Raw genomic sequence first — 24,512 nt, forward strand, 5'->3', positions numbered from 1 at the left:
CGGTTTGCTACGTTCAAATTTTTCCTTAGCCATGGCAATATCCTATAATCTATAGCTTTTTGAAAGAAAGGGTAATAATGAGATGGTGCCCATGGGCAGATTTGAACTGCCGACCTCTCCCTTACCAAGGGAGTGCTCTACCCCTGAGCTACATGGGCGAAATTGTTTGGAGCGGGTGAAGGGAATCGAACCCTCACCGTAAGCTTGGAAGGCTTCTGCTCTACCATTGAGCTACACCCGCATACTCACTTTTTTGCTCCAAGTAAGAATTTTTGGTGGAGGGAGAAGGATTCGAACCTTCGAAGCTCACGCAACAGATTTACAGTCTGCCCCCTTTGACCGCTCGGGAATCCCTCCAAAAGAGAACGCTAGTTTATTGGCAACTCAGATTTCCGTCAAGATTTTTTTTCATTTATTTCTTTAAAAACATCCAAGCTTTTGCTTTTAAACGCTATTTATTTAAACTGAATGATTTTTTCGTACTTAGCCATCAGTTCTTCATGCGTTTCAGGATGTTCTTCATCAATCAAGATACAGTCGACAGGGCATACCTGTTGGCACTGAGGCTCATCGTAATGGCCTACACATTGCGTACACAAATTTGGATTGATTTCGTAAATTTCTTCACCTTGCGAAATGGCATCATTAGGGCATTCCGGTTCGCACACATCGCAGTTAATGCACTCATCTGTAATAAAGAGCGACATTTCTATTTCCTTTTTTCTTAAATTATCAAAACCGATTGGGCGCGGATTATAGCACAAATGACGTCGGAACAATCCGTTTGAAAGAATGTTTTACACCTTGGGAATGATTCTCAAATTCTATACTATTCAGCAACTTGCGAATAGAGCAATAATTCAAACCTGCTCATTCCCGCCTTTCCTTCCCGATAAATTTCCAGCCAATCCGGTTTTTCAGGCAGCTTCCCTGCTTCAATATAGACCATTGCCCCATTTTTCAAGTGGCTTTGCAATCGGATAAACAGATTTTGCCAATCTTCCCATGCAAACGGCGGATCAAGAAACACAACATCAAATTTTTCAGACGGCCTTGTCAGATAAGCCATGCCGTCTGAACACACGATTTCCACCTGTTTCAAACCTAATTCACGGATATTTTTCTGAAGCGTTTGAACAGTTTGGCGGTGGTTATCGACCATTACCACTTTTGCCGCATTACGAGAAGCAGCCTCCATTCCCAAAGCACCACTGCCGCTGAATAAATCCAATACTGTTTTACCGGTTAAATCCTGACCCAGCCAATTAAACAGTTTTTCACGCACGCTGTCAGGCGTTGGACGCAGGCCGTCTGCAGATAAAAATGTTAACTTTCGTCCCCTGCATTGCCCGCCAATAATGCGTACTTGATTGGTATGTTTGGAATGTTTGTTGTTTGCCATGATTTTTAAAAAGATGCCGAGTTTTCAGACGGCCTCAATTATATAGTGAAACTGCCATCAAGCCGTATTTCACTCTATTCCTTTAGATACAACAAGGCCGTCTGAAAATCATTTTTCAGACGGCCTAGGCTTTTACTTCTGCACAGAAGTAGCCAGCTGTCTCAACAACTCAATTTCCTTATCCTTCTGCTCCAGCATTTCCCGGCAATGTCTTAACTCCTGATTCAACAACTCCAATTTCATAGCCATATCACTTGAAGCATATAAAGCGATATCGCCTCCACTGTCTCCTTCATTAATCTGCAAAACCATCCCGTTATTACTAGATTTTAACAAATCCCACATATCTACTTTAAAGATAGCCGCCAACTGCTCCAGTCTTGGAATATTCAATTGTGTCTCACCTCGCTCAATCTTAGCGTATCCACCGGCAGACATGGCTAACTTTTCCGCCATTTCTTCCTGAGACCATTTATTTAATTCGCGTATCAAGCGGATCTTTTCGTGAGTTTCCATAGACTAAACTTTCTGTATAGATGATTGAATTATTAGGGTAGATTTCAAACTTTGCGTTACTGGAACACAACGGTAAATTTTTTAGAAAATAACTATACCTTACCAATACTATCATTTTACAGGAAGCAACATGAATTACACTGACTATCTTGGAACCTCTTACTCCGAAAACTCTCAAGAATTTAATCCTGAAAAGGCTGCACAGCAAGTCAGACAAGAGCGTGGAAATTTGAATATCGTTTTAATGGGTGCAACTGGGGTGGGCAAAAGTTCATTAGTAAATGCTATTTTTGGTGACAATGTCGTCGAATCAGGTACTGGTGTCCCGATTACCCAACACTTGGAAAAAATCACTATTCCAAACAAATCCATTACACTATGGGATACCAAGGGCATCGAGTCAGAATCATATGAAGAAACAACAAAACAACTGCGACTTGATATTGAAAAGGGATTTAAAGAAGCCATTGATTCCAAACAAGACGATAAAATGCCTCATATTGCGTGGCTATGTATTAAAGAAACTTCTGGGCGTATTGAACAAAGAGAACTTACCTTATTGAGTTTATTGAAAGAGTTTATGATTCCAACTGTCGTGGTATTTACTAACGCGATGAAATCCGGTGATGATTTTTACCACAAAGCAGTTACCCTACTCAATAAAGAATATTCAGATTTTATAAAAGACAGGTTTGCACGAGTCAATTCCGTTCGAACTGAAGTAGATGATGGTGTTTTTATTGAACCAAAAGGCTTGGGAGAACTTTTAGCGAAAATAGAAGAATGCCTAGAGGATGTAGATGCTGTAAAAAAGGATACTTTTTTAAGAGCACAAAAGATTGACCTCCTAAAAAGAAAACAGAAAATGATAGAAGATGCCAAAAAAGCTGTACATATTGCCGCCGCAGCCGCCGCAACTGCAGGGGCCTCTCCTATTCCATTTTCTGATGCGCCTATTATTGCTGCTATACAGACAAAGATGATTCTTTCGATTAATGGCTATTTTGAAGTAGATATGGAAAACAATGTAGCCACTTCAACAGCTATGAGTATTTTAGGTGTAACCGCCATAGCTAATGCTGGCAAAACTGCTGTCTCATCCGTGCTCAAATTGATTCCTGGAGCTGGCAGTATAATAGGCGGGGCAGTTTCAGCAACGACAGCGTTTGCCATTACCGAAACTATCGGTTTTGCGTATATTCGAGTTATGGAAAACTACTTTAATAACGATACAGGACATGTTGAACTTCCCGTCAATATCAAAGATATTGTAGACACTTTCCAACTCTTCTTTAAGAAACCTTAGTATTTCGACAATCTATTTCTTATTTAAAAGGCCGTCTGAAAATCATTTTTCAGACGGCCTTTTTCTACCCAAGCTTTAACCAACCAATTACTCTTTCGGCGCAGGAGGTTCGATTTGCTCTTTCCAGCCGCATTCTTTTTGCGGGCAGACTTTTTCCACGCCCCAGCGTTTGGTGGTTTTGATGGTCAAAACCGGCCAATGGCAGTTCGGGCATTCTTCGGCGACGGGCGGGTTCCAAGTGGCGTAGTTGCAGTCGGGATAGGTGCTGCAACTGTAAAACAGTTTGCCATAACGGGATTTACGCTCGACGAGGTTACCTTTTTTGCATTGCGGACACTGGACGCCGGTATCTTTGGGTTTTTCCAGCGGCTCGACGTGTTTGCATTTGGGGTAGTTTGCGCAGCCGATGAATTTGCTGCCGGTGCGACTGTATTTGTACACCAGCCGTCCGCCGCATTTGGGGCATTCGCGTCCGTCGAGTTCGGCTTGCTCTGCTTCAGCTTTGGCGATGCGCTCGGCGGCTTCTTCGGCGGTTTCGTTAACGTTGCGCGTGTAGCTGCACTCGGGATAACCGGCACACGCGACGAAACGACCCATTTTGCCGAACTTGATTTGCAACTTGTGTTCGCCGCATTTCGGGCAGGTTTCGTCAAGTTCCTGCGTGGTGAATTTGGCGCGTTCGATGCCCTCTTTTTCTTCCACTTGCTTGATGAACGGCTTCCAAAATTTATCCATAACAGGAATCCATTGGCGTTTGCCGTTGGCAATTTCGTCAAGCTGGTCTTCAAGTTTAGCGGTAAAGTGGTAATCGACATATTGGGCGAAGTGTTCGGTCAAGAATTTATTGACGATGTCGCCTGTGTCGGTAGGCATGAAGCGTTTTTGCTCAAGGGTAACGTATTCGCGGTCTTTGAGCGTGGAAATAATACTGGCGTAGGTTGAAGGGCGACCGATACCGTATTCTTCGAGGGCTTTAACCAGTGTTGCTTCGTTGTAGCGTGGAGGCGGAGTGGTGAAGTGTTGTTCGCCGTAGAGTTTGTCCACAGGCAATTTATCGCCTTCGCTCATTTCGGGCAGTTTTTTGCTGTCTTCGCTCTCTTCGTCGTCGCTACTTTCTTCATAAACGCTCAAGAAGCCTGCGAAGGTTTGCACTTGTCCGGTTACGCGGAATACGCCTTTACCGACGGTAATATCGACGGTGGTTTGGTCAAATTTGGCGGGCGTCATCTGACAGGCGACGGTACGTTGCCAAATCATTTGATAAAGTTTGAACTGGTCTGCGCTCAGGAAGGGTTTGACGCTTTCGGGCGTGCGGTACACGGATGTCGGGCGGATCGCTTCGTGGGCTTCTTGGGCGTTTTTGGATTTGGTTTTGTACTGTTTGGCGGCACTCGGCAGATATTCTTTGCCGATTTTGTTTTCGATGTAATGGCGGATTTCGGTTAACGCTTCATCGGCCAAATTCACGCTGTCGGTACGCATATAGGTAATCAGACCGATGGCACCCTGCCCTACATCTATACCCTCATAAAGCTGTTGGGCGGTACGCATGGTGCGGTCGGTGGTAAAACCGAGTTTGCGCACGGCATCCTGCTGCATGGTAGATGTGGTGAACGGCGCGGCGGGATTACGGCTGCGCTTTTTCTTTTCAATGGCGGTAACGACGGCCTCTTTGCCTTCGAGTTCTTTCAATACGTCGGCTTGAGCGGCTTCGTTCGGCAAGTCGAATTGTTCGAGTTTCGCGCCGTTGTATTGGGCGAGTTTGGCGGTAAACTTGCTGCGGCCTTTGTGGCTGTCGAGATGCACCGTCCAATATTCCTGCGCTTCAAACGCGCGGATTTCGTTTTCGCGTTCGCAAATCAAACGCAGTGCGGGGCTTTGCACACGGCCTGCACTCAAACCGCGGCGGATTTTTTTCCACAACAATGGCGAGAGGTTGAAACCGACCAGATAGTCCAAAGCGCGACGGGCTTGTTGCGCATCGACCAAGTCCATTTCGATTTCGCGCGGATGGGCAACCGCATCGAGCACGGCGTTTTTGGTGATTTCGTGGAACACGACACGCTGCGGCTTGATGTTTTTCAAGCCGCGTTTGGATTTAAGGATTTCCAAAAGATGCCAAGAAATGGCTTCGCCTTCCCTATCCGGGTCGGTTGCGAGGTAGATGTTTTCAGCTTCTTTGGCACCGGCAACGATGGCATCGACGTGTTTGCTGTTGCGACTGATCAATTGGTATTTCATGGCAAAGCCATTGTCGGGATCGACTGCTCCGCTTTTCGGAACCAAATCGCGGACGTGGCCGTAAGACGCCAAGATTTCAAAATCACCGCCCAGATATTTTTTCAGGGTTTTGGCTTTGGACGGGGATTCGACGATTAATAAGTTTTTCGCCATTGTTGTTCTCTTTTGGATGTATTGGATTTATGTTTCAGACGGCCTTTATTATTGAGGCCGTCTGAAAAAAGGTTTAGTGCATCACGTTTTGTCCGGTCAACGCACTCATCAAGTCGTCGCCTATCAGGACGGGCAACTCGCTCTTGTGCATCCACAACACCAGCAATACCAACACTTTGGCGGTATCGAGGGTAATTTCGTCCGATGGAATGTGCATCAGGGCGTGAATGACGATTTCGCGTTGCTCATAAGTAATTGCATGTTCGGTAACCAAATACTGCATCAAGCCCATGACTTCCTGCGGCAGGTTTTCAGCTTCTTCACGGCAGAATACGCGCAGGGAGTCGCTGTTAAACGGCTCTGCATAGAATTCGGACGTATTGAACAAGACTTCCATCATCATCAATGTATTGCCGATTTCCGTAGCATCAAAACCCGCATCTTCCAAGAGGCGCCCCAAGTCCTCCGGAGGCGGACAATTGTCGAAATCTTGGAAGTGTTCGATTAAATAGGCAATGACTTCGGTCATGCTGGTTCCTTAAATATAGATAATTTATGCTTTGACACGCTGATAACGGCCGCCCGGTAAGGCGGCGACGATACCGTCAAGTTCGTATTCCAAAAGCTGTGCGTACACGTCTGCCGCTGCCGTATTGGTTTGTTGCGCCAAAATATCGGGATGTATCGGATCGTAACCCATTGCTTCCAATAAAGCGCTTGTTGATGGGGCGGCAGGTAGGTTTTCAGACGGCCTTTGCGGTTCATCCGCTATTGTTTTTGGTTGTAGCTGTTTGGTTTGATCGCTTTTCGGTTTGACCGTCTTATTTATAGAATATGATGGAACATGCGTATTTTGCAATAGCTGCGGACACTCATGAAGAATATCGTCCAGACATTCCACCAATTTTGCCCCGTCTTTAATCAGCTTGTGACAGCCTTTGCTATGCGGATTGTCTATCGAACCGGGTACCGCCATCACTTCGCGCCCCATCTCCGCCGCCAGCTTGGCGGTAATCAATGAGCCGGATTCCAATGCCGCTTCAACCACCAATGTCAGCTGCGATAACGCGGCAATCAGACGGTTGCGGCGCGGAAAGTTGCCTGCAAACGGACGCGTGTCCAAAGGGAACTCGCTGACAATCAATCCTTTTTCAGCAATTTCATAAGCAAGGTTTTTATTGGACGGCGGATAAATGCGGTCTATACCGGTTCCCCAGACGGCAATGGTGCCGCCATCTGCCTGCAATGCGCCCTGATGGGCGGCGGTATCGATACCCGAAGCCATACCCGATACGACGGGAATGCCTTTTTCACTCAACGCCCTGCCGAAATCTTTGGCAATCCGCATTGCCTGCGGCGTGGCATGGCGGCTGCCGACAATCGCGGCAGAAGGTATGTGCAGCAGTTCTGTATTACCGCGTAAAAACAAGACCGGCGGCGCGGTAATGCCTTGTGTCAGCATTTCGGGGAAATCATCATCTTGCAGCAGCAACAGACGGCAACCGTCCTGTGTTTCCCATTTTAAAGCGGCTTCGGCTGACCGCTGCGCCAAAGCCCGTTTGTCCGCATTGCGCCACGACTCGGCCGCCTGTTTATGGCGCACCAGGGCGGCAATTTTGTCTGCCGGCGCATTCAAGGCTGCTTGTGCGCTACCGAATTGCTGCAACAGCACCAAAAAACTTTCTGCGCCGATATAGGGCGTAAATGCCAGTTGCAACCAAGCAAAACGCTCGTTTTCCGTCATCAATCTGTTCCCTTTTCGTAATGTTTTTTCAGACGGCCTGAAGTAAATAAAGGCCGTCTGAATATTTTATTGATATAAAATTTCTGTCGGCTTAAAAGGCAAAATAACAATGCCGAGCCATATCATTATTTTTATAAAGTATTGCTTGTCTAAGCAAACCGTCAAATGACGATGCCGTCTGAAAAACCTGATGGCTTTCAGACGGCCTCTTTGGTGTTTGAACCGATATTGCGCTTATTCTTCGGATTTGTCGGCGCTGCGGCGTGATACGCTGATACCGAGTTGTTTGAGTTTGCGGTAAAGATGTGTACGCTCCAAACCAACCTTTTGCGCCACGCGGCTCATATTTTGTCCTTCTTGGGCGATGTGGTACTCAAAGTAGCGGCGCTCGACTTCTTCCCTCAATTCACGCAAAGGCATATTGAAATTGAAGCCGCCGATGATTTCTGTCGCCGTCACGTTTTCCTTCTGACCCAAAGCCACGGCAACGGCCTGCTCGTCCACTTCTTTGCCGTCAGATTCCAACATGATGTTTTTCACCGTTTCGGCAAGCTGGTCGTAATTGCCCGGCCAATCGTATTGGCGTAAAACCACCAACGCGCTGTCGCTGAATTTTACCGGCTGGATTTTTTGACTTTCAGCCAGATCGGTCATGATGCGGTTGATTAAAAAGACAATATCGTCCGGTTGGCTGCGCAAAGAAGGAACATCGATGCGCTCTTTCAACAGCTCTGCCAGTCGGCCGGTAACGACGTCATCGGCGCCCTCGCCGCGTTTAAAGCCGCATGAAGCAATCACACGGACATTGTAGCGGTCGGCTTTCTCCAGCAAAAAAGCAATGCCGTTTTGGATATTTTTGCTGTAACGGGCAATATCGCCGACATACAAAATGCCGCCTGATGCCTTTTGCAACAGCTCCATCGGCGTATCGACAATGTGTTCGACACGGTCGGTTGCCACCCAAGGCGTACCGCTTTTGTGCAGATAACGGGCGACAATCTCAAACGGCGAGCCTGCCTCACCGACCAACAACAGTGGGCGGTTGTGTTTGGCGGCCGCTTCAATACTGCCGTTCATTTCTTGAATGACGGGGCTGTTGCCCAGTTTGTCCAAAGTCATACCGGAGGCCGTCTGAACTTCGCCATGTTTCAAGGCGCGTTCTACTGCGGACAAGAGTTTTTGCAGGGCAATCGGTTTTTCCAGAAAATCGAGCGCGCCGATTTTGGTGGCTTCAACTGCGGTGTCAATGCTGGCATGGCCGCTCATCATCACCACAGGCATATTGAGTTGGCCGTTTTTCGCCCACTCTTTCAACAAAGTGATGCCGTCACAATCGGGCATCCAAATGTCCAGCAACACCATGGCCGGACGCGTTTGATAACGCAATTGGCGCGCTTCTTCGGCATTTTCGGCCAAAGTGACGGTATAGCCTTCATCTTGAAGGATTTCGGAGAGCAGGTCGCGGATGCCTACTTCATCATCTACAATCAAAATATCACTGCTTCGCATAAGTTTCTGCCATTTCCGGTAAAGCTATTTTGACGCACGCGCCGCCGCTGTTCTGATTGCTCAGGCTGATACGGCCGCCATGCTCCTCGATAATTTTTTTCACAACGGGCAAACCCAGCCCCGTTCCTGTCGGTTTGTCGGTAACGTACGGCTCAAAAGCATTGTGCAGCATTTCTTTGCTGAAACTTTTACCGTTGTTGCAGATCGTCAGGAAAACCTGTCCTCCTTCGCGCCCTGTTTCGATGTTTACTTGCGGCGCTTCGTCCGACTCCGCCGCTTCTGCAGCATTCTTAAATAGGTTATGCAACACTTGGCGCATCGCCGTCGTATCGGCAACAATCGGCAAGGCGTCGGTGCTGAGCCGCGCATTAAATTTGCACGCGCCAGCCTCATATAATACCAATACTTCCGACACCAAACCGTTTAAATCTTGTTTTTCTAAATTCAGCGACGGCGCACGCGCATAATTGCGGAATGCTTCGACCATTTCTTTCAGCGCGGCCACCTGTTTGACGATGGTATCGGTTGAACGGCTGAGGATTTGGGCGTCTTGTTCATCAAGTTTATCATGCAATTTCCATGCCAATCTCTCGGCGGAAAGCTGAATAGGCGTAAGCGGATTGCGGATTTCGTGCGCCAATCGTTTCGCCACTTCGCCCCATGCGGCCTCTTTTTGTGCCCGCATCAAGACGGTAATGTCATCAATCACCATCACCACGCCGTTATCGTTGTCTTCCGGCAGGATGGTGGCCTTACCCAATAAGATTCGGGCATCATCGGGCGCGGCATATTCGACTTGGACGGGTTTGTCGCTGTCGGCGGTTTCATTAATGGCGGCAAACACATCGGCCAACAGGGTTTGCTGCGGCGATTTGCCGTGCCATTGATGCCAGTTGCTGCCCCACAAAGACACCAGCGAAACGCCCAAAATCTGTTCGGCAGCCTTGTTAAAGGTTTTCAGACGGCCATCGGCATCCAAAGTAATCACGCCTGTGGTCAAACTTTCCAACACGCATTCCAAATAATGGCGGGCGGCTTCTTCGCGTAAACGGTTGCGCTCGTCTGCCTCTTTGGCAATCGACAATTGCTCGGTCATGTGGTTGAACAATTGGGTCAAACGGCCAAACTCGTCATTGCGAAACACCGGCCGGGTCTGGCTGAAGTCACCCTGAGCCACCGCCCGCGCACCCTCTGCCAACGACAATACCGGCGCCACAAAACGGCGGGCAAAATACAAAGCCATCACCAACGCCAAAAAGATGGCCAACAATGTCGCGACCAACAGCGTGGACAGGAAAAAGGTTTGCAGGCCTTTTTTGGTATAACTCAGCTCGGCGTATTTGGCGCGGGCCGCTTCAATCAGCGTCGCATCTTGGGCAACATCTTTCGGAATCGGCTGACGGAAAAACAGCGCATAATCCTGATTTTTATGCGTACCGATCAGCATCCAGCCTTGAGCATACAGCACGCCGCCGATGTTTTCCAAACTGCGCACCGAGCCGGTCTGCTCCAGCTGCTCCCATCCTTCTTTGTTAAGCTCGGGTTGATTTAGTTTCAGGGGATTGATGCTTTTCTCGGCTTTATGGGTAGACGCGTTATAAAGCGCCAGCTGGGCAAAGTCGGCAGTAAGCGCCGATTTTGCCAGCGTCTGCCCTAAACTGCCGTCCAGTGAAGCGGCGCTGATTAAGTCGATCTGCACCGGTGTGGCGTTGCTGACAGCGTTGTCCACCGCCAAGTTCAGCGCGGATTTGCTCAAGTTTAAGCTGCGCTCTAGAGCCTCATGGGTATCGTTGCCAAACCAAGAATTAATCGTACCGTTAATAAACTGGGCGGAAATACCGAACAAAAACACGCCCGGCAATACGGCAACCAAGGTAAACATCCCCGACAACCGACGCGCAATCTGCGAACCGAACACGCTTTTGCTGTTGTCGCGCATCAAAAGCACGACATAGCGCACCAACACCGCCGCCAACACCAGCAACAGCAAGCCGCACAAAGCAACAATCCACCAGAAATAATCGGACAATACGTTGCTGCTACCCGTTGCAACAGTCAGACCGTACAACAAAACAACGGCGAATACGGCGGCAATCAGAAGAAAGCGGCGCATGGTTTACTCCTGCACGACCGACAAGGATTTCCAACCGGAATCCAAATGCCAGTTTTTAGACGTCAGGGCATTGATTTGGAACGGTTTGGGCAGCTTGGCGGTTGTCAGCAGCAGGCGGATTTCAGCCTTCGTATCTTTGGCGGCCACATCACTCAGCGCGCCCTTGGACAAAACCTTCCAATTCGCGACCGCGCCTACTGCGCGCAAGGCAGTCTCAAGCGTGTCGTACTCGGTAGAAAACGTACCGACGGTAACGCGATAGCGGTTGGTCAGCGGATGGAAGGACAATTTGTATTGAATCGTGCTGTCGTTATTGAGCAGCTGGTCGAACTTGAATTTATAAGACGACATAGACGGCGCTGACAGCTGCCAACTCAAATTGAAATGCAGGGGGACGCCCTGTTTGAGTGCTTCTTTAAGCTGGTCGGGCAGGTCGGTGCGGAAACGGCTGCTAACGGAAAGCTGTCCGGCATGGGTCAACTTTGCCTCGGCACGGGTCGCACTGATGCCCTCGCCCGCCGCATTCAGCGATACGGCGAGCAAGAGCGGTACAATCAGCGTTTTACTGCTTTTTAATAAGCGCGTAATAAAAGCCATCTTGATGTTTGTTCGGTAAGAGCACATGCGACTCGATCAGCTCGGCATCGGCATGGCGGTTAAGGAATTTTTGCAACTGACCGTCGTTTTCTTCGACAAAGACCGAGCAGGTAGCCAGCAACATCCTGCCGTTTTTCGTCAGGGTCTGCCACAGCGCGTCTAATAATTCTTCCTGTTGACGTGCGGTTTTGACGGCATCGGTCGGTCGGCGCAGCCATTTTACGTCGGGATTGCGGCGCGCCACACCCGAAGCGGTACACGGCACATCGGCCAAGACAGCGTCAAAGGTCTTGCCATCATACCACGCTGTCAAGTCCTGCGCATCGGCACAAGCCAAAGAGGCCGTTTGAAAGCCTAAACGGTCAAGATTGCTCTTCACCCTGTTCAGACGGCCTTCGTCTATATCCAAAGCGGTAACATGACAATCTGCCAGTTCCAAGATATGGCCCGTCTTACCGCCAGGCGCCGCGCAGGCATCGAGAATGCGTTCGCCGTCTTTCGGGTTCAACAAATAGGCAGCACGCTGCGCACCAAAATCCTGCACCGACACCAGGCCGTCTGAAAAATCGGGCAGGCGGCTTACCGGCACGGCTTCTTCCAACATCACGGCGTATTCGTCCAACGCCCTGGCCGGAATACCTTCCGCAGCCAGTTTTTCCAAATAGCTTTCGGCATTGCCGTGTCGGCGGTTGACGCGCAAAGTCATCGGCGGATGCGATTGCAGCGCGGTAGTAATATTGTGCCAATGTTTCGGATAATGATTTTTCAAGTAAGCCACCCACCACAGCGGCAAATTGTGTTTCGCCACATCGTCTTTTTTGCAGGAAGCCGCGAGTTTGTCGCGTTCACGCAAAAAGCGGCGCAAAATCGCGTTGGCAAAAGAGCGGAACTGGCCGCGGCCGATTTTGGCAATACTTTCCACCGCTTCATTGACCACGGCATGAGGCGCATTGCGCGTGTAATGCAGTTGGTACATCGCCGCCAAAAGCAGGCTTTCGAGCTGCGGATTGTCAATCGGCTTTTTCAGCATTTGACCAAGCATGTGCTTCAAACTGCCCAAATAACGTTGGCAACCGTAGGCAATATCCTGCAACGCGCCGTTTTCCTGCGCCGTCAGCTGCGGATGCGCCGCGCGGATTTCCGCCAAGACATCCTGAAGATTGCGCCCTTCGGCAACCGCGGCAACGCTGTCGGCGGCCAGTTTTTGGGCGAGGGACATACTCATATTTTTGCTTTCTGATTCATATTTGATTTCACGTGTTCGGAGGATTTCAGACGGCCTGTTCGGCTGCCAGCAATGCCCGATAATATTCGGCATCTGTTTTGGAAAAACAGCAAAAGATGATTTTTTCCACTGCCGGGCATTGCGGCAAGGTTTGTTGCAAACTCTCCAAAGCAATACGCGTGGCGGCTTCGGCCGGGAAGCGGTACACACCGGTACTGATGCACGGAAAGGCGATACTGTGGAGATCGTGTTTCTGAGCAAGCAGCAAGGAATTGGCATAGGATTGTGCTAATTTGTCCTCTTCATTTTGCTGTCCGCCAAACCATACCGGCCCAACCGTGTGGATGACAAAACGCGCAGGCAAACGATAGCCTTTGGTTATTTTGGCTTCGCTTGTGCGGCAACCGCCCAGAGTACGGCACTCCTCCAGCAGCTCTTTGCCCGCGGCGCGGTGTATCGCACCATCTACGCCGCCACCGCCCAACAGCGATGAATTGGCGGCATTGACAATCGCATCGACTGCCAATCGGGTAATATCACCTTCAACCACTTCAAAAACAGCCATTGCCTTCTTTCCTCTACGTTGATTTCCAGCCTGTTACAAAACCGTTCCGACTTCAATCGTCCGGCCCGTCGCAAATGCCTGTATGCTCATGCGTTTGCTGCCGGAAGGCTGCAATTCGGTGATGTTCAGCGCATTTTCACCGCACGCCACCAGCAGGCCGTCTGAAGTGCAAGACAACACCTCGCCTGCCTTACCCTGTTTGGCCACGACTTCGGCACGCCAGATTTTCATCGGTTTGCCTTGATACTCGACCCACGCGGCAGGTACAGGGTTGAAAGCACGGATTTTGCGTTCGATAATGTGCGCGGACTCGTTCCAATCGATACGCGCCTCTTCTTTGCTTAATTTTTGGGCGTAGGTAACACCTTCTTCAGGCTGCTTAACCGCGTTCAGACGGCCTTCTGCCTGCAAACGCTGCAAGTCGGCAACAATCGCTTCCGCACCCAAACCCATCAGCGCGTCATGCACTTCGTTGGCGGTATCCTTAGGTTGAATGGCGTAGCGGTGTTCGCTGACCACATCGCCGGTATCCAAGCCGATGTCCATCTGCATGATGCACACGCCGGTTTCGGCATCGCCGGCTTCAATCGCACGTTGAATCGGTGCCGCGCCGCGCCAACGGGGCAACAGCGAAGCGTGGATATTGAGGCAGCCGTGTTTGGGCGTATCCAACACATCCTGCGGCAAAATCAAACCATACGCGGCCACCACCATCACATCCGCGCCCGTATCTTTGAGCATTTGCAGGGCTTCGGCGTTATTGCGCAACTTTTCCGGCTGCGCCACGGTCAAACCCAATTCCAAGGCAGCCTGTTTGACCGGCGATGCGGTCAACTGCATGCCGCGGCCTTTGGGGCGGTCGGGCTGGGTCAACACCAGCGGAATTTCAAAACCTGCGGCGGCGATGGCTTTCAAGGCGGCGGCGGCAAAATCGGGCGTACCGGCAAAGATGACTTTCATGTTGTGTCCTTGTGGAAATGGTTTGAATGGGCGTGCTGGGCAAACTGTTTCAGCTGAAAAGGCCGTCTGAAAGATTGAAAACCGAAGTCTGCCTTCTGTTTTGTCTTTTCAGACGGCCTTTAAGCAATGCGTAGGTCAGATGGTGTGTTTCTGACGTTTTTTCAGTTTGGTTTTGATGCGGCCTTGTTTCAGCTGCGACAGGTGTTCGACAAACACGATGCCCATCAGGTGGTCCAATTCGTGCTGCACGCAGATTGCCAGCAGGCCGTCTGCTTCCAGCGTGAATTTCTCGCCTTTTTCGTTCAAGGCTTCAACTTTGACGCGCTCGGCACGGGTTACGGTATCGTAAATGCCCGGCACGGACAGACAGCCTTCTTCATAAGTCGTCTCGCCGTCTTTTTCGACAATGACGGGATTGATGAACACGCGCGGCTCGCTGCGGTCTTCGGTCAAATCCATCACGACGATGCGCTCGTGTACGTCGACCTGAGTGGCCGCCAAGCCGATACCGCGTGCTTCGTACATGGTTTCAAACATATCGGCAACCAATGTCTGGATGCGCTCGTCGATTTTTTCAACAGGTTTGGCGACCGTGTGCAAACGCTCGTCAGGGTATTGGAGGATGTTCAGTAAAGCCATGATATTCTCGTTTTATAAAGCTGATGTGTGATTTTCATACAGATTCGGTTTCCGCCGCCACAATCTCCTGTCATGACAGCAACATTCAATGCTAAAATAACGCCGAAAAATGTTAAGATAGCGCGACGGAGGCCGTTCGTTATCGTATTGATGAATGGGCGGCAGTTTCGCAAACTCCAGCCTTCTCTGTTTATCATCTGAAGACAAACCGAATCGATTTCAAGGGGAACGGTTATGCAACAACGTATTATAACCCTGCTTTGCATGGCAGGCATGGCTATTTCTGCCCACACTCAGGCAGCTTCTTTAAAAATCCGCCCCAATGCGCCGCAACGCTACGTCGTTAAAAACGGCGATACCTTGTGGGGTATTTCCGGCAAATATCTGTACAGCCCATGGCAATGGAACCGCCTTTGGGGCGCCAACCGCAACGCCATCCGCAATCCGCACCTGATCTATCCGGGTCAGGTGTTGGTTTTACGCTACGTCAACGGCCAGCCGCGACTGGGTTTTGAACATGCCCAAACCCGTTCAGACGGCATTCCCGTAATCAAACTGCATCCGCGCGTACGCGAAACTTCCGGCTACGGCATTCCGACCGTCAACGTCAACCTCTACCGCATGTTCATGAAACATCCGCAGATTATCGCTCCGGAAGAAACCGCCAACGCACCGCGCCTGATTGCAGGTCCCGACAACCGCGTCCTCTACACGCAAGGCAACCGCGTGTACGCATACGGCCTGACCGAACCCGGCCGCTACCTGACCTACCGCGTTAATAAAAACATCACCGACCCGGAAACCGGCAAATTCCTCGGCCAAGAAGTCGTGTTCAGCGGCATCGCCAACACGCTGCCTTACACCGACTCCGCCTTGGAAAATCGTACCCACGCTTCTGACGAAAAACTCAAAAGCAACGAGTATTACACCCAAGTCAACAAAGTCATGAAACTGCGCACCCAATCCGCGCAACCTTTGGTTATCGAAGAAGCCGTTTCCGAAATCCGCAAAGACGACTATCTGCTGAAACTGCCCGAAGGCCTCGACAGCTTCAATTTTATGCCTCACGCCCCTGCCCGTCCGATTCAGGCCAAAGTCGTTTCCATCTTCGACGGCGTGGGTGAAGCCGGCCAATTCCAAACCATTACTTTGGATAAAGGCGAACTCGACGGCTTGGACAAAGGCACTGTGGTCAGCCTCTACAAACGCGGCCGTCAAGTCCGTGTCAATCTGTCCAACAACCTGATTCGCAAACCGAAAGACAAAGATACGGTTGAGTTGGTTTCCATTCCGGCGGAAGAAATCGGTTTGGCAATGGTATACCGCACATCCGACCATTTGGCATCCGCCATTATTTTGGAAAGCCTGAACAGCGTTTCCATCGGCGATACCGCTTCCGAACCCGGCCGCGATTTGGACAATATGGCTGATGAAAAAACCATGGACAAACCGGCTGAAGACGAACAAGAAAGAGAAATCGAACTGGAAGTCCGCAGCTGATTGGGCTTTCTTAGCAACCATCCGGCAAATAAAGGCTGTCTGAAAACCTGTTTTTCAGACGGCCTTTTGATTGCTGCCCATTAGATAAAATTAGTAGTACAGTGTTTAAAGCGCAAACAACATCTTATTTCTCAAGCCGATAATCGGCTATTCCCTTTTCTATCGTTTTTCCGCTCTGCCATTCCAATCAGAAATATGAAAAGCCCAACGTGCCATTTATTGCCTGTGGATTGTTCCATCTGTTCCTGCCAATCAAAAAGGCCGTCTGAAATCTTCAGACGGCCTTTTTATCCACAACTCAAATCCGATTATTTGAATTTGTAAGTGTATTGCAAGCCCAAGATGTCCGCTTTGTTTTTGAAGTGGGCAGAGGATGCACCGCGGCTGTCTACGTCGTTGCCGCTGGCTTTGCCGGTGCGGTAAACCGTGTCATTGATGTGGATATGACTGTACGCTGCATCGATAACATGGTTTTTACCCAGTTGATATTTAGCACCGACGGAGAACCAGATACGGTTGCCGTCAGGCAGGCTGTTCATGCGGTCTTCGGCGCTTTTAACCGGTGATTTGTCAAAAGCGATACCGGCACGCAGTTGCAATGGTTCGGTAACTTGGTAAGAGCCGCCGAATGCAACTTTATAAGTGTTGCGCCAATTAGGCGTGATGACGGTACGGTCAGATTGGCCGTTGACAACTTTTTTGGTGTTTTCAAACACCAGCTCGGCTTTGTTGAAGCGGCTGTGGCGCGTCCAAGTCGCATCGCCGAACAGGTTGGTTTTGTCGGTGGCGCGGTACATACCGTGAACAGACAAAGACTCAGGCGTGACGATTTTTACGCTGGCTTTTTCGTTCGGCACATAACCGCGCGCGGCCATTGCACCCAAATCCCAAGCACGTTTTGCATATGCGCCGTCAGCTTCCCAATCGGCAGTGCCTTTCAGCGTATGCGATACTTTAGAACGATAGTTCACACCCACGCGTGCGCGGTCGTTAATGTCCCACATCCACGCCAGTTGGTAGCCGAAGCCCCAATCGTGGCCTTTTACATCGGCATGACCGTCAGCTTTGCCGGTCGCATCGACAGCGACGGAACGGCCTGCTTGACGGGAAGCCAAGCCGCTGGCCAATTGGCTGATGGCGCCGGAAGCGTCCCAGTCGGAGTATTTGCGCAATTCGGCTTTGGAATATTGGGCAATCAAACCGGCACCGACGGCGTGTTGCTCATTCAGTTTCCACGCAACTACCGGCTCGATGGCGACGGTGGTCAAACCCAGTTTGTTGATGTTGTGGCGCAATACGGAATCTTTTTCGTATTCGGTTGCAGAGCCGAAGGGAACGTACACGCCCAAACCCAAAGTCACATCGTCGCTGGCTTTGTACGCGCCATAAACGTGCGGAGCAACGGTGGTTTCGGTAATTTTGCCGCTGGTCGAGCCGCTGACATCGGCACCCGTGCGGAAGTGTTTCGCAGATTCCGCCTCATAATGAATGCTTGGGAAAACGATATTGGCGTTGACGGAAATTTGGCTGCTGTCGATTTTGCTCAAACCGGCTGGGTTGTAGAAAATGGTTGAGGCATCGGTGGCTTCGGCGGCGGCGGCGTTGGCCGTGCCTTGTGCGTTAACGGATTGTGTACCGAAGTGATAGCCGGAAGCTTGGACTGCGGTAGATAAAAGTGCTGTGCTTAAAATAAATGTTGTTTTTTTCAAATTGAAATGAATCATTTTGGTTTACCGTAAAAGTGGCGGACAAAGAAAAAGGCCGTCTGAAACGTCCTTTATTGATTTAGTATAGGCACTCAATTCTATACTACATCGTTATTCTTGCCTATTATTTTCGGTTTTTTACATAAAAAATACCCAAAATACAAAAAAGCAGGCTGCGGACAGCCTGCTTTTTCCACTTAGTAAAACATTGATTCGATTATTTGACTTGCAACACTTCCAATGTGTTGGTCGAACCAGATTCGCGCATTTTCGAGCCGCTTGTAATGATGTATTGGTCGCCGGAACACAGAATTTGGTGTTCGACCAACACAGCTTCCACTTCGTTCAGCGCAGTATCGTGGTCGGTACTGGTCGCCAAAATCATCGGACGCACGCCGCGATACATTGCCATGCGGCGTTGGGCGGAAATGCTCGGAGTCAGGGCGAAAATCGGCAAGGTGATGTTGTGGCGGCTGATTTCGAAGGCGGTTGAGCCGCTTTCGGTCAGGGCGACAATCGCTTTGGCGTGAACCGCACGCGCTACGCCGACTGCGCCGCCGGCAATCGCCAAGTTGGTGCTGACGGCTTCGGGATACTCGACTTGTTCGGCAACGCCGTTGAGCGAGTCCTGCTCTTTTTCGGCTGCCGCGCAGATAATCGCCATTTGGCTGACGGTTTCAAACGGGTATGCGCCGACGGCGGTTTCGGCGGAACACATCACCGCATCGGTGCCGTCCAACACCGCGTTTGCCACGTCGCTCACTTCGGCGCGGGTCGGTACGGGGTTGGTAATCATGGATTCCATCATTTGGGTCGCGGTAATGCTGAAGCGGCGCAACTCACGGGCGCGGCGGATCATGCGTTTTTGCAGGGCAGGAACGGCGGCATGGCCGACTTCCACTGCCAAGTCGCCGCGAGCAACCATAATACCATCGCTGGCGAGGATGATTTCGTCCAGATTTTCAATGGCTTCTACGCGCTCAATTTTGGAAACCAAACCGGGGCGTACGGCTGTACTGCCTTTCATTTCTTCTTCGACTTTGGCGCGTGCGATGTGCAAATCTTCGGCAGATTTCACAAAGCTGATGGCCAAGTAGTCGCAACCGATGGCAATCGCCGTTTTCAGGTCGCGGAAGTCTTTTTCGGTCAACGCGCCGGCAGACAGGCCGCCACCGCGTTTGTTGATGCCTTTATTACTTTTCAGCACATGGCTGTTTTCAACTCTTGTAATAATCTTACTTCCTTCAACCGCCTCAACGGTCAAGGTCAGCAGGCCGTCATCCAGCCACAAAACATCGCCTGCAACGACGTCATTCGGCAAATCGCGGTAGTCCAAACCCACCGCTTCGCGTGTGCCTTCGCCTTTAAGCGCGGCATCCAAAATTAAGGTTTCATCTTTATTCAGCTCGATGCTGCCGCCGGCAATTTTGCCGACACGGATTTTCGGGCCTTGCAAGTCGGCCAGAATAGCCACTTCCTGACCTGCGCGTTTCGCAGCTTCGCGCACGATACGAGCATTTTCTTCATGGAACTCCGGAGTACCGTGACTGAAATTGAAACGGACGACATTAAGACCGCCGACACGGATCATGTCTTCCAACAATTGCACATTGTTGCTGCCCGGACCCAATGTGGCGACAATTTTGGTATTGTGACTGATACGGGTTAAATCACGTTGCAATTCGCTCATGTAAACGTCCTTTCCTGTTGATTCCACGTTTGATAATGAAGAAGATTGTACGCTTAATGCAATAATGTTGGCGTAAAATTACATTATTTTCTGACTTAAACTAAATTTATTTTTGCATTAACCTACTTTTCTATCGGATACAATACACTCTCACGTCGTCATTTTGATTTTCAGATGGCCTCCCTCATACTAATAGAATACTCAACTGATCCATGAAACGTTTTTTGACTCCGCTACCCATCGGCATCGTTTTAGCCGACCTGATCTACGGTTTCGTACTTAATGTCATGCAAGGCTTAAATTTGCAACAAACCGCCGCCAACCAGTCCGGTACCATTTCCGTTACGCCCGACATTGCTTTCAACAGCCTGCAAATCGTCGCCAACGGCGGCATGGTCTGCATCATCGGCTTCGGTTTGATTGTTTTGTTCCAACTCAACCGCGCCGTATTACGCCAACAGATCCTGCCCATCGGCATTTTCCGAACCCTCGGCCTGTTGGCTGTTTTGGCATTCAGCATTTCGTCTTTATGGGAATGGTTGCATGCCGCTTTATCGCTGCTTTCCGGGCACAATGTTTTAAACTTCAGCAACCCGCGTTATCTGGTTACCGCAGCCTGTATGCCCATTATTGCCTTCTTGTGCATCTTGCGCCTGTACAATTGGTATCGCCTACATCGGACTGTTACCACTGACGATACCTCCACGCCCCTCTAATCAAGCTGCAAAAAGGCCGTCTGAAACAGGAAAACCTATTTCAGACGGCCTTGTCATTGTATATCTCAACGTTGATGGCTGGTTTCTACACCGGCCTTAATCTCACCATACATTTGCGAGCTGCCTTGTCCGCTGACTGAGGCGCAAGCCGCCAAGCTCAGTGTCAAAACAGCCGCGGTCAAAATCTTCAACATATATTTCTCTCTTTCTACAAAAATTATTTCGGGTCGCAACGGAAATGGTAAGCGCAAATTTCAAATCCGTTTTTGAAGTAGAGACGATGGGCATCGGCACGATCATGGTTCACATGGACATTCAGATGGATTTTGGTTGCCCCCGTTTCCGCACCGATTTTGCGTACTTCTTCCAACAAGCGTGAAGCATAGCCTTTTTGGCGGCATTGAGGCATGGTTACGAGATCATCAATATGGATATGGTAACCGCTGGCCAAGTTATGTGCAGCATGGAAACCGCATACGGCTACGGCATTTTGTTTGCCTTCTTCAAAAATACCCAACAGGCGGTAGCCGGTTTTGCGCTGATGCTCGTTGATTTGTTCGACAAAACGGTGAATATCGGTCAAAGAAGAACGCAAAATGCTCAATGCCGCAAAAGCGGTTGCAGTTTCTTCCGGAGGAATTTCACGCAATACACCGACCACAGGTGCGGCAGCTTGAGGCTCAGGCTGCGCATTGGCCGCTTCCGCACGTTCGGCGGCATGTTTTTCTTCAATCGCCTGAGCCAACAAAACGCGCTCAACCGGCACTTCACCCTGCTGTTTGCTCTCTTGCTCTTTGAGCAAGGCTTTGCAGTCAATCACGCGCAAATCATTATCCGCCGCAAAGTCCATCAAGAAACGGAACATTTGCGGATTGTCTTCTTCCAACTTTTTATCGACCGCTACGCAACGGACATTATCAACCAAAATCGGGCGCACCCAATTAGAATAGGAAAGGCGGTTGTCTTTAGTAAAGGAAGACAAAATACCGCACAGGCGCTCCGCCCAGTCGCTTGGTCGGAAAATCTTGCCTTTGCTGGTCGTACCATGGATCACAACTTCATAAGGATTACACACTAACATAAGCAGCTTCCTGAGAGTAAATGGCTGAAGGAATATTTCGCCAGTGCCAACATCAGAAAAAGTTCCGATACATAGCAACAGATTATTGAAAAAATATCAGTAAGGTTTTGAAATACGACAATGATGAGACGGCTTGCCGATCCTGACATCCGTTTCGAATTCTTTGATTATTATACCCGATACGCCTCTTTTTCTTCAAAAATCATTTGAAAAATAACAACAGGCCGTCTGAAAACAAGTATTTCGGTTTCAGACGGCCTGCATATTTTGAATATCAATACAACAATTTCTTGCGGGGCTTTTGCTCGCCACTGGATTTAATTTCTGACAAATTGAAATTCAGTATGCCCAAATCCAAAATGCTTTCAGAAGTACATAGATCGCCAAAGGCATTTTCATAAGAGGCCTTCAGTTTCAACACGCCGCCAAATGTCTGATCCGGCAATTTGGCAGCCAGCGCCAACATACTTGCAAACACGCCGCCATACAATTCGCCCGATGCCAGCATATCCACACCGCAAGAAAACATCTCCAAGCGCATAACCGCATCGGCAACCAGCTTGCTCGGCAAGTGATCCGGCAAAGGCTCTACCTCAAAACGCACATTCTTCGCCAAGCCCTTACCGCTATTGCGGACAACCAAAACCAATAAATCCGTTTGCCCGTCAGAACGCTGCAACGTCGCATGCAAAACAGGATGAATGCTTTCTTTTTGAATCAGCTGCTCACGGTGCAACATCTTGCTTTTTGCTTTGGATCGTGCAGAGACAACAGCCCAAATCAACCAAACCAATGCAACGGCAGAAATGGCTGTGACCAAAAGGGGAAGGTTGGTCAAATAGGCTTGCTGATTAAACCAAACTTGTGCTGCCAAAAATCCGGCAAAGAAAATCAAGACGTATAAAATTGGGGCAAACCGGCTTTGTATGGATGAGTGCATAAGTTTTCCTACATTTCGTATCGTGTTATAAAAAATAATGCCTTTTGAGCAAATGATGTCATCAACTCAGAAGGCATTATTTTAACGTAATTTTAACGCAATTTGCTTAATATCTTGCTTTTTATGAAACTGATGTATCAAGCAGACAACTCAAACCGCACAGCTGTGTTTTCAGACGGCTTGAGATTTTTATCAGGCTTCGGCAACCGAATCACGCGAGAAGGTTTTTTCGCAATAATGGCATTTCAAACGCGTCTGACCATTATGTGAACGGACATAAAAACGGCTGATGACCGGCTCGCCATGACTGGCACAATTGGTATTCGGGCAGCGGAATACTTCTGAAATTTCGTCCGGCAATGACAAATGCTGTTTGTCGATCACTTTAAACTGATCGATTTTGTTTACCACTGCTTCAGGGGCAAATAAAGCCAAACGGTTGGCCGCGTTGGCATCCAACCATACACCGCTGACTTTGATAATGTCTTTGCTTCCCTGCGTTTTACTGGGCAAATTAAAACCGACCGTAACCGCGCTGCCATAATGCAGCAGCTTAAACTGCCTTAAAATGGCCAAGCCTTTACCGGCAGGAATATGGTCAATTACCGTACCTTGTTCAATCGCTTCAACGCTGAGTTTTGAGTTTTCCATCTTTCGCTCCTTAAACTTCTTCGTTCAATACCAAAGACAAAATCGCCATCCGTGCATACACGCCGTTGGTTGCCTGTTCAAAATAATAGGCATGAGGTGTTTTATCCACGTCCGGATGAATTTCATCTACCCTCGGTAAAGGATGCAAGACGCGCAAATTAGGTTTGGCGTTTGCCAACATCTGCGCATCAAGATTGAATTTACCCTGAATTTTGGCAAATTCCTGCTCATCAAAACGTTCGCGCTGAACGCGGGTCATGTACAAAATATCCGCCCATTCGACTGCTTCTTCCAAACTGGATAAAACTTGATAAGTGCAACCGGCCTCCTCCAGCTCTTCGGTAATATAGTCCGGCATCGCCAAGCTGGGAGGGGATACAAATGCGAACTCACAACCCCAACGCTTCAGTGCCTGACACAATGAGTGTACCGTACGGCCATATTTTAAATCACCGGCCATCGCAATCTTCAAATTGCTCAAGCTACCTTGTGTTTCATAAATCGTTACCAAATCCAAAAGTGTCTGGCTTGGATGTTGGTTGGTACCATCACCGGCATTAATCACAGGTACGCTCGAAAATTCAGCCGCCACACGGGCCGCACCGTCTTTCGGGTGTCGCTGAATAATCGCATCTGTATAGCTGGAAATAATCCTCGCAGTATCCGCAAGCGTTTCCCCCTTTTTCGCGCTGGTATTCGCACCATCGGAAAAACCGATAACTTTCCCACCCAAACGCTGTACCGCGGTTTCAAAAGACAAACGCGTACGGGTGGACGGTTCAAAAAAGCACGATCCAATCAATTTACCTTCAAGCAAATCTTCGCGAGGCTGCTTTTTCAACTTCAAGGCCGTCTGAAGCAGCAATTCGAGCTGCTCCGTCGTCAAATCTGAAATTGAAATAATATGTTGCCGATAAAGCGGATTAGGCATGACCATTCCTTCCCATAAAAAAGCCCGCAACAGGCGGGCGTTTCAAGCAAACCGATTCCATCGTTGCCCAACATCATCCCCGTCGGACAATCACAACCATGTTTCTACCACACCCATGAAATCTTCCGCATTATCGCATATTTAACAGACGGCTGCTTCTTTCAAGTTTTCAGACGGCCTGATACCTTTGCAAAATAACCCTCTGTACTCAACAGCTGAGACCCAAGCACAGGGATTCGGCTGTTTTCAGTTATTACCCAATGGACCCCATTAGCCCAAGTCTTCATTCCCGGCCCCATACAAAGCCGCCCGTCAGCCCGAACCGGC

The 24,512-nt window shown here is 49.4% G+C and carries 23 protein-coding genes and 3 tRNA genes; 3 read left to right on the forward strand and 23 right to left on the reverse strand.

What is annotated here, in order from left to right; all coding sequences use genetic code 11:
• Window positions 1–83: 83 nt before the first annotated feature.
• From HMPREF2700_RS00420 to HMPREF2700_RS00445, 6 genes are all read right to left on the reverse strand, one after another.
• Window positions 84–158, reverse strand: a tRNA-Thr gene (locus HMPREF2700_RS00420).
• A gap of 9 nt (window positions 159–167) precedes the next feature.
• A tRNA-Gly gene (locus HMPREF2700_RS00425) sits at window positions 168–241 on the reverse strand.
• 32 nt (window positions 242–273) lie between these two features.
• Window positions 274–357 (reverse strand) — tRNA-Tyr (locus HMPREF2700_RS00430).
• A 98-nt stretch (window positions 358–455) separates the two neighbouring features.
• On the reverse strand, window positions 456–707 hold the full coding sequence (locus tag HMPREF2700_RS00435) for a YfhL family 4Fe-4S dicluster ferredoxin (protein ID WP_003679513.1): 252 nt from the start codon (window positions 705–707) through the stop codon (window positions 456–458).
• Between the two features lie 122 nt (window positions 708–829).
• Window positions 830–1,402 (reverse strand): 16S rRNA (guanine(966)-N(2))-methyltransferase RsmD, encoded by a 573-nt coding sequence (gene rsmD / locus HMPREF2700_RS00440; RefSeq protein WP_070589144.1) that lies wholly within the window; start codon window positions 1,400–1,402, stop codon window positions 830–832.
• A 132-nt stretch (window positions 1,403–1,534) separates the two neighbouring features.
• Entirely contained in the window at window positions 1,535–1,918 is a 384-nt protein-coding gene (locus HMPREF2700_RS00445; protein ID WP_070589145.1) for a helix-turn-helix domain-containing protein, read from the reverse strand.
• Between the two features lie 130 nt (window positions 1,919–2,048).
• Between HMPREF2700_RS00445 and HMPREF2700_RS00450 the strand changes: the two genes are divergently transcribed.
• Window positions 2,049–3,224 carry a GTPase gene (locus tag HMPREF2700_RS00450; protein ID WP_070589147.1) on the forward strand — a complete coding sequence of 392 codons (1,176 nt, stop codon included), beginning with the start codon at window positions 2,049–2,051 and terminating at the stop codon, window positions 3,222–3,224.
• Window positions 3,225–3,311: 87 nt separating this feature from the next.
• On the opposite strand, the gene topA is transcribed toward HMPREF2700_RS00450, so the two are convergent.
• From topA to def, 10 genes are all read right to left on the reverse strand, one after another.
• A complete protein-coding gene (gene topA, locus HMPREF2700_RS00455; RefSeq protein ID WP_070589149.1) occupies window positions 3,312–5,618 on the reverse strand; it encodes a type I DNA topoisomerase in 2,307 nt (768 codons plus the stop codon).
• Window positions 5,619–5,691: 73 nt separating this feature from the next.
• The gene (locus HMPREF2700_RS00460; protein ID WP_003679497.1) at window positions 5,692–6,147 is read right to left on the reverse strand and encodes a Smg family protein; all 456 of its coding nucleotides are present in this window, start codon (window positions 6,145–6,147) and stop codon (window positions 5,692–5,694) included.
• Between the two features lie 24 nt (window positions 6,148–6,171).
• On the reverse strand, window positions 6,172–7,362 hold the full coding sequence (dprA, locus tag HMPREF2700_RS00465) for a DNA-processing protein DprA (RefSeq protein WP_070589151.1): 1,191 nt from the start codon (window positions 7,360–7,362) through the stop codon (window positions 6,172–6,174).
• 234 nt (window positions 7,363–7,596) lie between these two features.
• Entirely contained in the window at window positions 7,597–8,871 is a 1,275-nt protein-coding gene (locus HMPREF2700_RS00470) for a sigma-54-dependent transcriptional regulator (protein WP_070589153.1), read from the reverse strand.
• The gene (locus tag HMPREF2700_RS00475; protein WP_070589155.1) at window positions 8,858–10,984 is read right to left on the reverse strand and encodes a sensor histidine kinase; all 2,127 of its coding nucleotides are present in this window, start codon (window positions 10,982–10,984) and stop codon (window positions 8,858–8,860) included. The genes HMPREF2700_RS00470 and HMPREF2700_RS00475 overlap by 14 nt, the downstream gene beginning before the upstream one ends.
• 3 nt (window positions 10,985–10,987) lie before the next feature.
• On the reverse strand, window positions 10,988–11,581 hold the full coding sequence (locus HMPREF2700_RS00480) for a DUF4390 domain-containing protein (protein ID WP_004520180.1): 594 nt from the start codon (window positions 11,579–11,581) through the stop codon (window positions 10,988–10,990).
• Complete coding sequence (gene rsmB / locus HMPREF2700_RS00485) at window positions 11,547–12,806, reverse strand: 16S rRNA (cytosine(967)-C(5))-methyltransferase RsmB (protein WP_070589157.1); 1,260 nt, start codon at window positions 12,804–12,806, stop codon at window positions 11,547–11,549. The genes HMPREF2700_RS00480 and rsmB overlap by 35 nt, the downstream gene beginning before the upstream one ends.
• 46 nt (window positions 12,807–12,852) lie before the next feature.
• Window positions 12,853–13,371 carry an O-acetyl-ADP-ribose deacetylase gene (locus tag HMPREF2700_RS00490; protein WP_070589159.1) on the reverse strand — a complete coding sequence of 173 codons (519 nt, stop codon included), beginning with the start codon at window positions 13,369–13,371 and terminating at the stop codon, window positions 12,853–12,855.
• A gap of 33 nt (window positions 13,372–13,404) precedes the next feature.
• A complete protein-coding gene (gene fmt / locus HMPREF2700_RS00495) occupies window positions 13,405–14,331 on the reverse strand; it encodes a methionyl-tRNA formyltransferase (protein ID WP_070589161.1) in 927 nt (308 codons plus the stop codon).
• A 135-nt stretch (window positions 14,332–14,466) separates the two neighbouring features.
• Entirely contained in the window at window positions 14,467–14,970 is a 504-nt protein-coding gene (gene def, locus HMPREF2700_RS00500) for a peptide deformylase (protein ID WP_003678675.1), read from the reverse strand.
• A 234-nt stretch (window positions 14,971–15,204) separates the two neighbouring features.
• Here def and HMPREF2700_RS00505 point away from each other — a divergent pair, with 234 nt between their 5' ends.
• Window positions 15,205–16,470, forward strand: a complete 1,266-nt coding sequence (locus tag HMPREF2700_RS00505) for a LysM peptidoglycan-binding domain-containing protein (protein ID WP_070589163.1) — start codon at window positions 15,205–15,207, stop codon at window positions 16,468–16,470.
• Between the two features lie 308 nt (window positions 16,471–16,778).
• Here the strand turns inward: HMPREF2700_RS00505 and HMPREF2700_RS00510 are convergent, their stop codons facing one another.
• Together HMPREF2700_RS00510 and pyk are read right to left on the reverse strand one after the other, a co-directional pair.
• The gene (locus HMPREF2700_RS00510; protein WP_070589165.1) at window positions 16,779–18,194 is read right to left on the reverse strand and encodes an OmpP1/FadL family transporter; all 1,416 of its coding nucleotides are present in this window, start codon (window positions 18,192–18,194) and stop codon (window positions 16,779–16,781) included.
• A 199-nt stretch (window positions 18,195–18,393) separates the two neighbouring features.
• Window positions 18,394–19,866 carry a pyruvate kinase gene (gene pyk / locus HMPREF2700_RS00515; RefSeq protein ID WP_070589167.1) on the reverse strand — a complete coding sequence of 491 codons (1,473 nt, stop codon included), beginning with the start codon at window positions 19,864–19,866 and terminating at the stop codon, window positions 18,394–18,396.
• Between the two features lie 212 nt (window positions 19,867–20,078).
• Between pyk and HMPREF2700_RS00520 the strand changes: the two genes are divergently transcribed.
• Window positions 20,079–20,582: a hypothetical protein gene (locus tag HMPREF2700_RS00520; RefSeq protein WP_070589169.1), complete on the forward strand. Its 504-nt coding sequence runs from the start codon at window positions 20,079–20,081 to the stop codon at window positions 20,580–20,582.
• A 65-nt stretch (window positions 20,583–20,647) separates the two neighbouring features.
• On the opposite strand, the gene HMPREF2700_RS11950 is transcribed toward HMPREF2700_RS00520, so the two are convergent.
• The 5 genes from HMPREF2700_RS11950 to pyrB form a co-directional block, all read right to left on the reverse strand.
• On the reverse strand, window positions 20,648–20,776 hold the full coding sequence (locus HMPREF2700_RS11950) for a hypothetical protein (protein ID WP_283129657.1): 129 nt from the start codon (window positions 20,774–20,776) through the stop codon (window positions 20,648–20,650).
• A gap of 23 nt (window positions 20,777–20,799) precedes the next feature.
• Window positions 20,800–21,663, reverse strand: coding sequence for a GNAT family N-acetyltransferase (locus HMPREF2700_RS00525; RefSeq protein ID WP_070589171.1), 864 nt, complete (start codon window positions 21,661–21,663; stop codon window positions 20,800–20,802).
• Window positions 21,664–21,937: 274 nt separating this feature from the next.
• A complete protein-coding gene (locus HMPREF2700_RS00530) occupies window positions 21,938–22,603 on the reverse strand; it encodes a hypothetical protein (protein ID WP_070589173.1) in 666 nt (221 codons plus the stop codon).
• 192 nt (window positions 22,604–22,795) lie between these two features.
• The gene (gene pyrI / locus HMPREF2700_RS00535) at window positions 22,796–23,254 is read right to left on the reverse strand and encodes an aspartate carbamoyltransferase regulatory subunit (RefSeq protein ID WP_003684689.1); all 459 of its coding nucleotides are present in this window, start codon (window positions 23,252–23,254) and stop codon (window positions 22,796–22,798) included.
• Between the two features lie 10 nt (window positions 23,255–23,264).
• Window positions 23,265–24,185 (reverse strand): aspartate carbamoyltransferase, encoded by a 921-nt coding sequence (gene pyrB / locus HMPREF2700_RS00540; RefSeq protein WP_070589174.1) that lies wholly within the window; start codon window positions 24,183–24,185, stop codon window positions 23,265–23,267.
• Window positions 24,186–24,512 lie beyond the last annotated feature (327 nt).

Source organism: Neisseria sp. HMSC068C04, from assembly GCF_001810105.1.
GTDB classification, from domain to species: domain Bacteria; phylum Pseudomonadota; class Gammaproteobacteria; order Burkholderiales; family Neisseriaceae; genus Neisseria; species Neisseria flavescens_B.

Excerpts from the sequence above, each read along its gene's own strand:
- rsmB (WP_070589157.1), bottom strand. The coding sequence starts at position 12,806 with ATGAGTATGTCCCTCGCCCAAAAACTGGCCGCCGACAGCGTTGCCGCG.
- HMPREF2700_RS00525 (WP_070589171.1), bottom strand. The coding sequence starts at position 21,663 with ATGTTAGTGTGTAATCCTTATGAAGTTGTGATCCATGGTACGACCAGC.
- pyk (WP_070589167.1), bottom strand. The coding sequence starts at position 19,866 with ATGAGCGAATTGCAACGTGATTTAACCCGTATCAGTCACAATACCAAA.
- pyrI (WP_003684689.1), bottom strand. The coding sequence starts at position 23,254 with ATGGAAAACTCAAAACTCAGCGTTGAAGCGATTGAACAAGGTACGGTA.
- HMPREF2700_RS00470 (WP_070589153.1), bottom strand. The coding sequence starts at position 8,871 with ATGCGAAGCAGTGATATTTTGATTGTAGATGATGAAGTAGGCATCCGC.
- rsmD (WP_070589144.1), bottom strand. The coding sequence starts at position 1,402 with ATGGCAAACAACAAACATTCCAAACATACCAATCAAGTACGCATTATT.
- HMPREF2700_RS00435 (WP_003679513.1), bottom strand. The coding sequence starts at position 707 with ATGTCGCTCTTTATTACAGATGAGTGCATTAACTGCGATGTGTGCGAA.
- pyrB (WP_070589174.1), bottom strand. The coding sequence starts at position 24,185 with ATGCCTAATCCGCTTTATCGGCAACATATTATTTCAATTTCAGATTTG.
- HMPREF2700_RS00460 (WP_003679497.1), bottom strand. The coding sequence starts at position 6,147 with ATGACCGAAGTCATTGCCTATTTAATCGAACACTTCCAAGATTTCGAC.
- HMPREF2700_RS00530 (WP_070589173.1), bottom strand. The coding sequence starts at position 22,603 with ATGCACTCATCCATACAAAGCCGGTTTGCCCCAATTTTATACGTCTTG.
- HMPREF2700_RS11950 (WP_283129657.1), bottom strand. The coding sequence starts at position 20,776 with ATGTTGAAGATTTTGACCGCGGCTGTTTTGACACTGAGCTTGGCGGCT.
- HMPREF2700_RS00520 (WP_070589169.1), top strand. The coding sequence starts at position 20,079 with ATGAAACGTTTTTTGACTCCGCTACCCATCGGCATCGTTTTAGCCGAC.
- dprA (WP_070589151.1), bottom strand. The coding sequence starts at position 7,362 with ATGACGGAAAACGAGCGTTTTGCTTGGTTGCAACTGGCATTTACGCCC.
- HMPREF2700_RS00475 (WP_070589155.1), bottom strand. The coding sequence starts at position 10,984 with ATGCGCCGCTTTCTTCTGATTGCCGCCGTATTCGCCGTTGTTTTGTTG.
- HMPREF2700_RS00450 (WP_070589147.1), top strand. The coding sequence starts at position 2,049 with ATGAATTACACTGACTATCTTGGAACCTCTTACTCCGAAAACTCTCAA.
- HMPREF2700_RS00510 (WP_070589165.1), bottom strand. The coding sequence starts at position 18,194 with ATGATTCATTTCAATTTGAAAAAAACAACATTTATTTTAAGCACAGCA.
- HMPREF2700_RS00490 (WP_070589159.1), bottom strand. The coding sequence starts at position 13,371 with ATGGCTGTTTTTGAAGTGGTTGAAGGTGATATTACCCGATTGGCAGTC.
- HMPREF2700_RS00445 (WP_070589145.1), bottom strand. The coding sequence starts at position 1,918 with ATGGAAACTCACGAAAAGATCCGCTTGATACGCGAATTAAATAAATGG.
- def (WP_003678675.1), bottom strand. The coding sequence starts at position 14,970 with ATGGCTTTACTGAACATCCTCCAATACCCTGACGAGCGTTTGCACACG.
- topA (WP_070589149.1), bottom strand. The coding sequence starts at position 5,618 with ATGGCGAAAAACTTATTAATCGTCGAATCCCCGTCCAAAGCCAAAACC.
- fmt (WP_070589161.1), bottom strand. The coding sequence starts at position 14,331 with ATGAAAGTCATCTTTGCCGGTACGCCCGATTTTGCCGCCGCCGCCTTG.
- HMPREF2700_RS00505 (WP_070589163.1), top strand. The coding sequence starts at position 15,205 with ATGCAACAACGTATTATAACCCTGCTTTGCATGGCAGGCATGGCTATT.
- HMPREF2700_RS00480 (WP_004520180.1), bottom strand. The coding sequence starts at position 11,581 with ATGGCTTTTATTACGCGCTTATTAAAAAGCAGTAAAACGCTGATTGTA.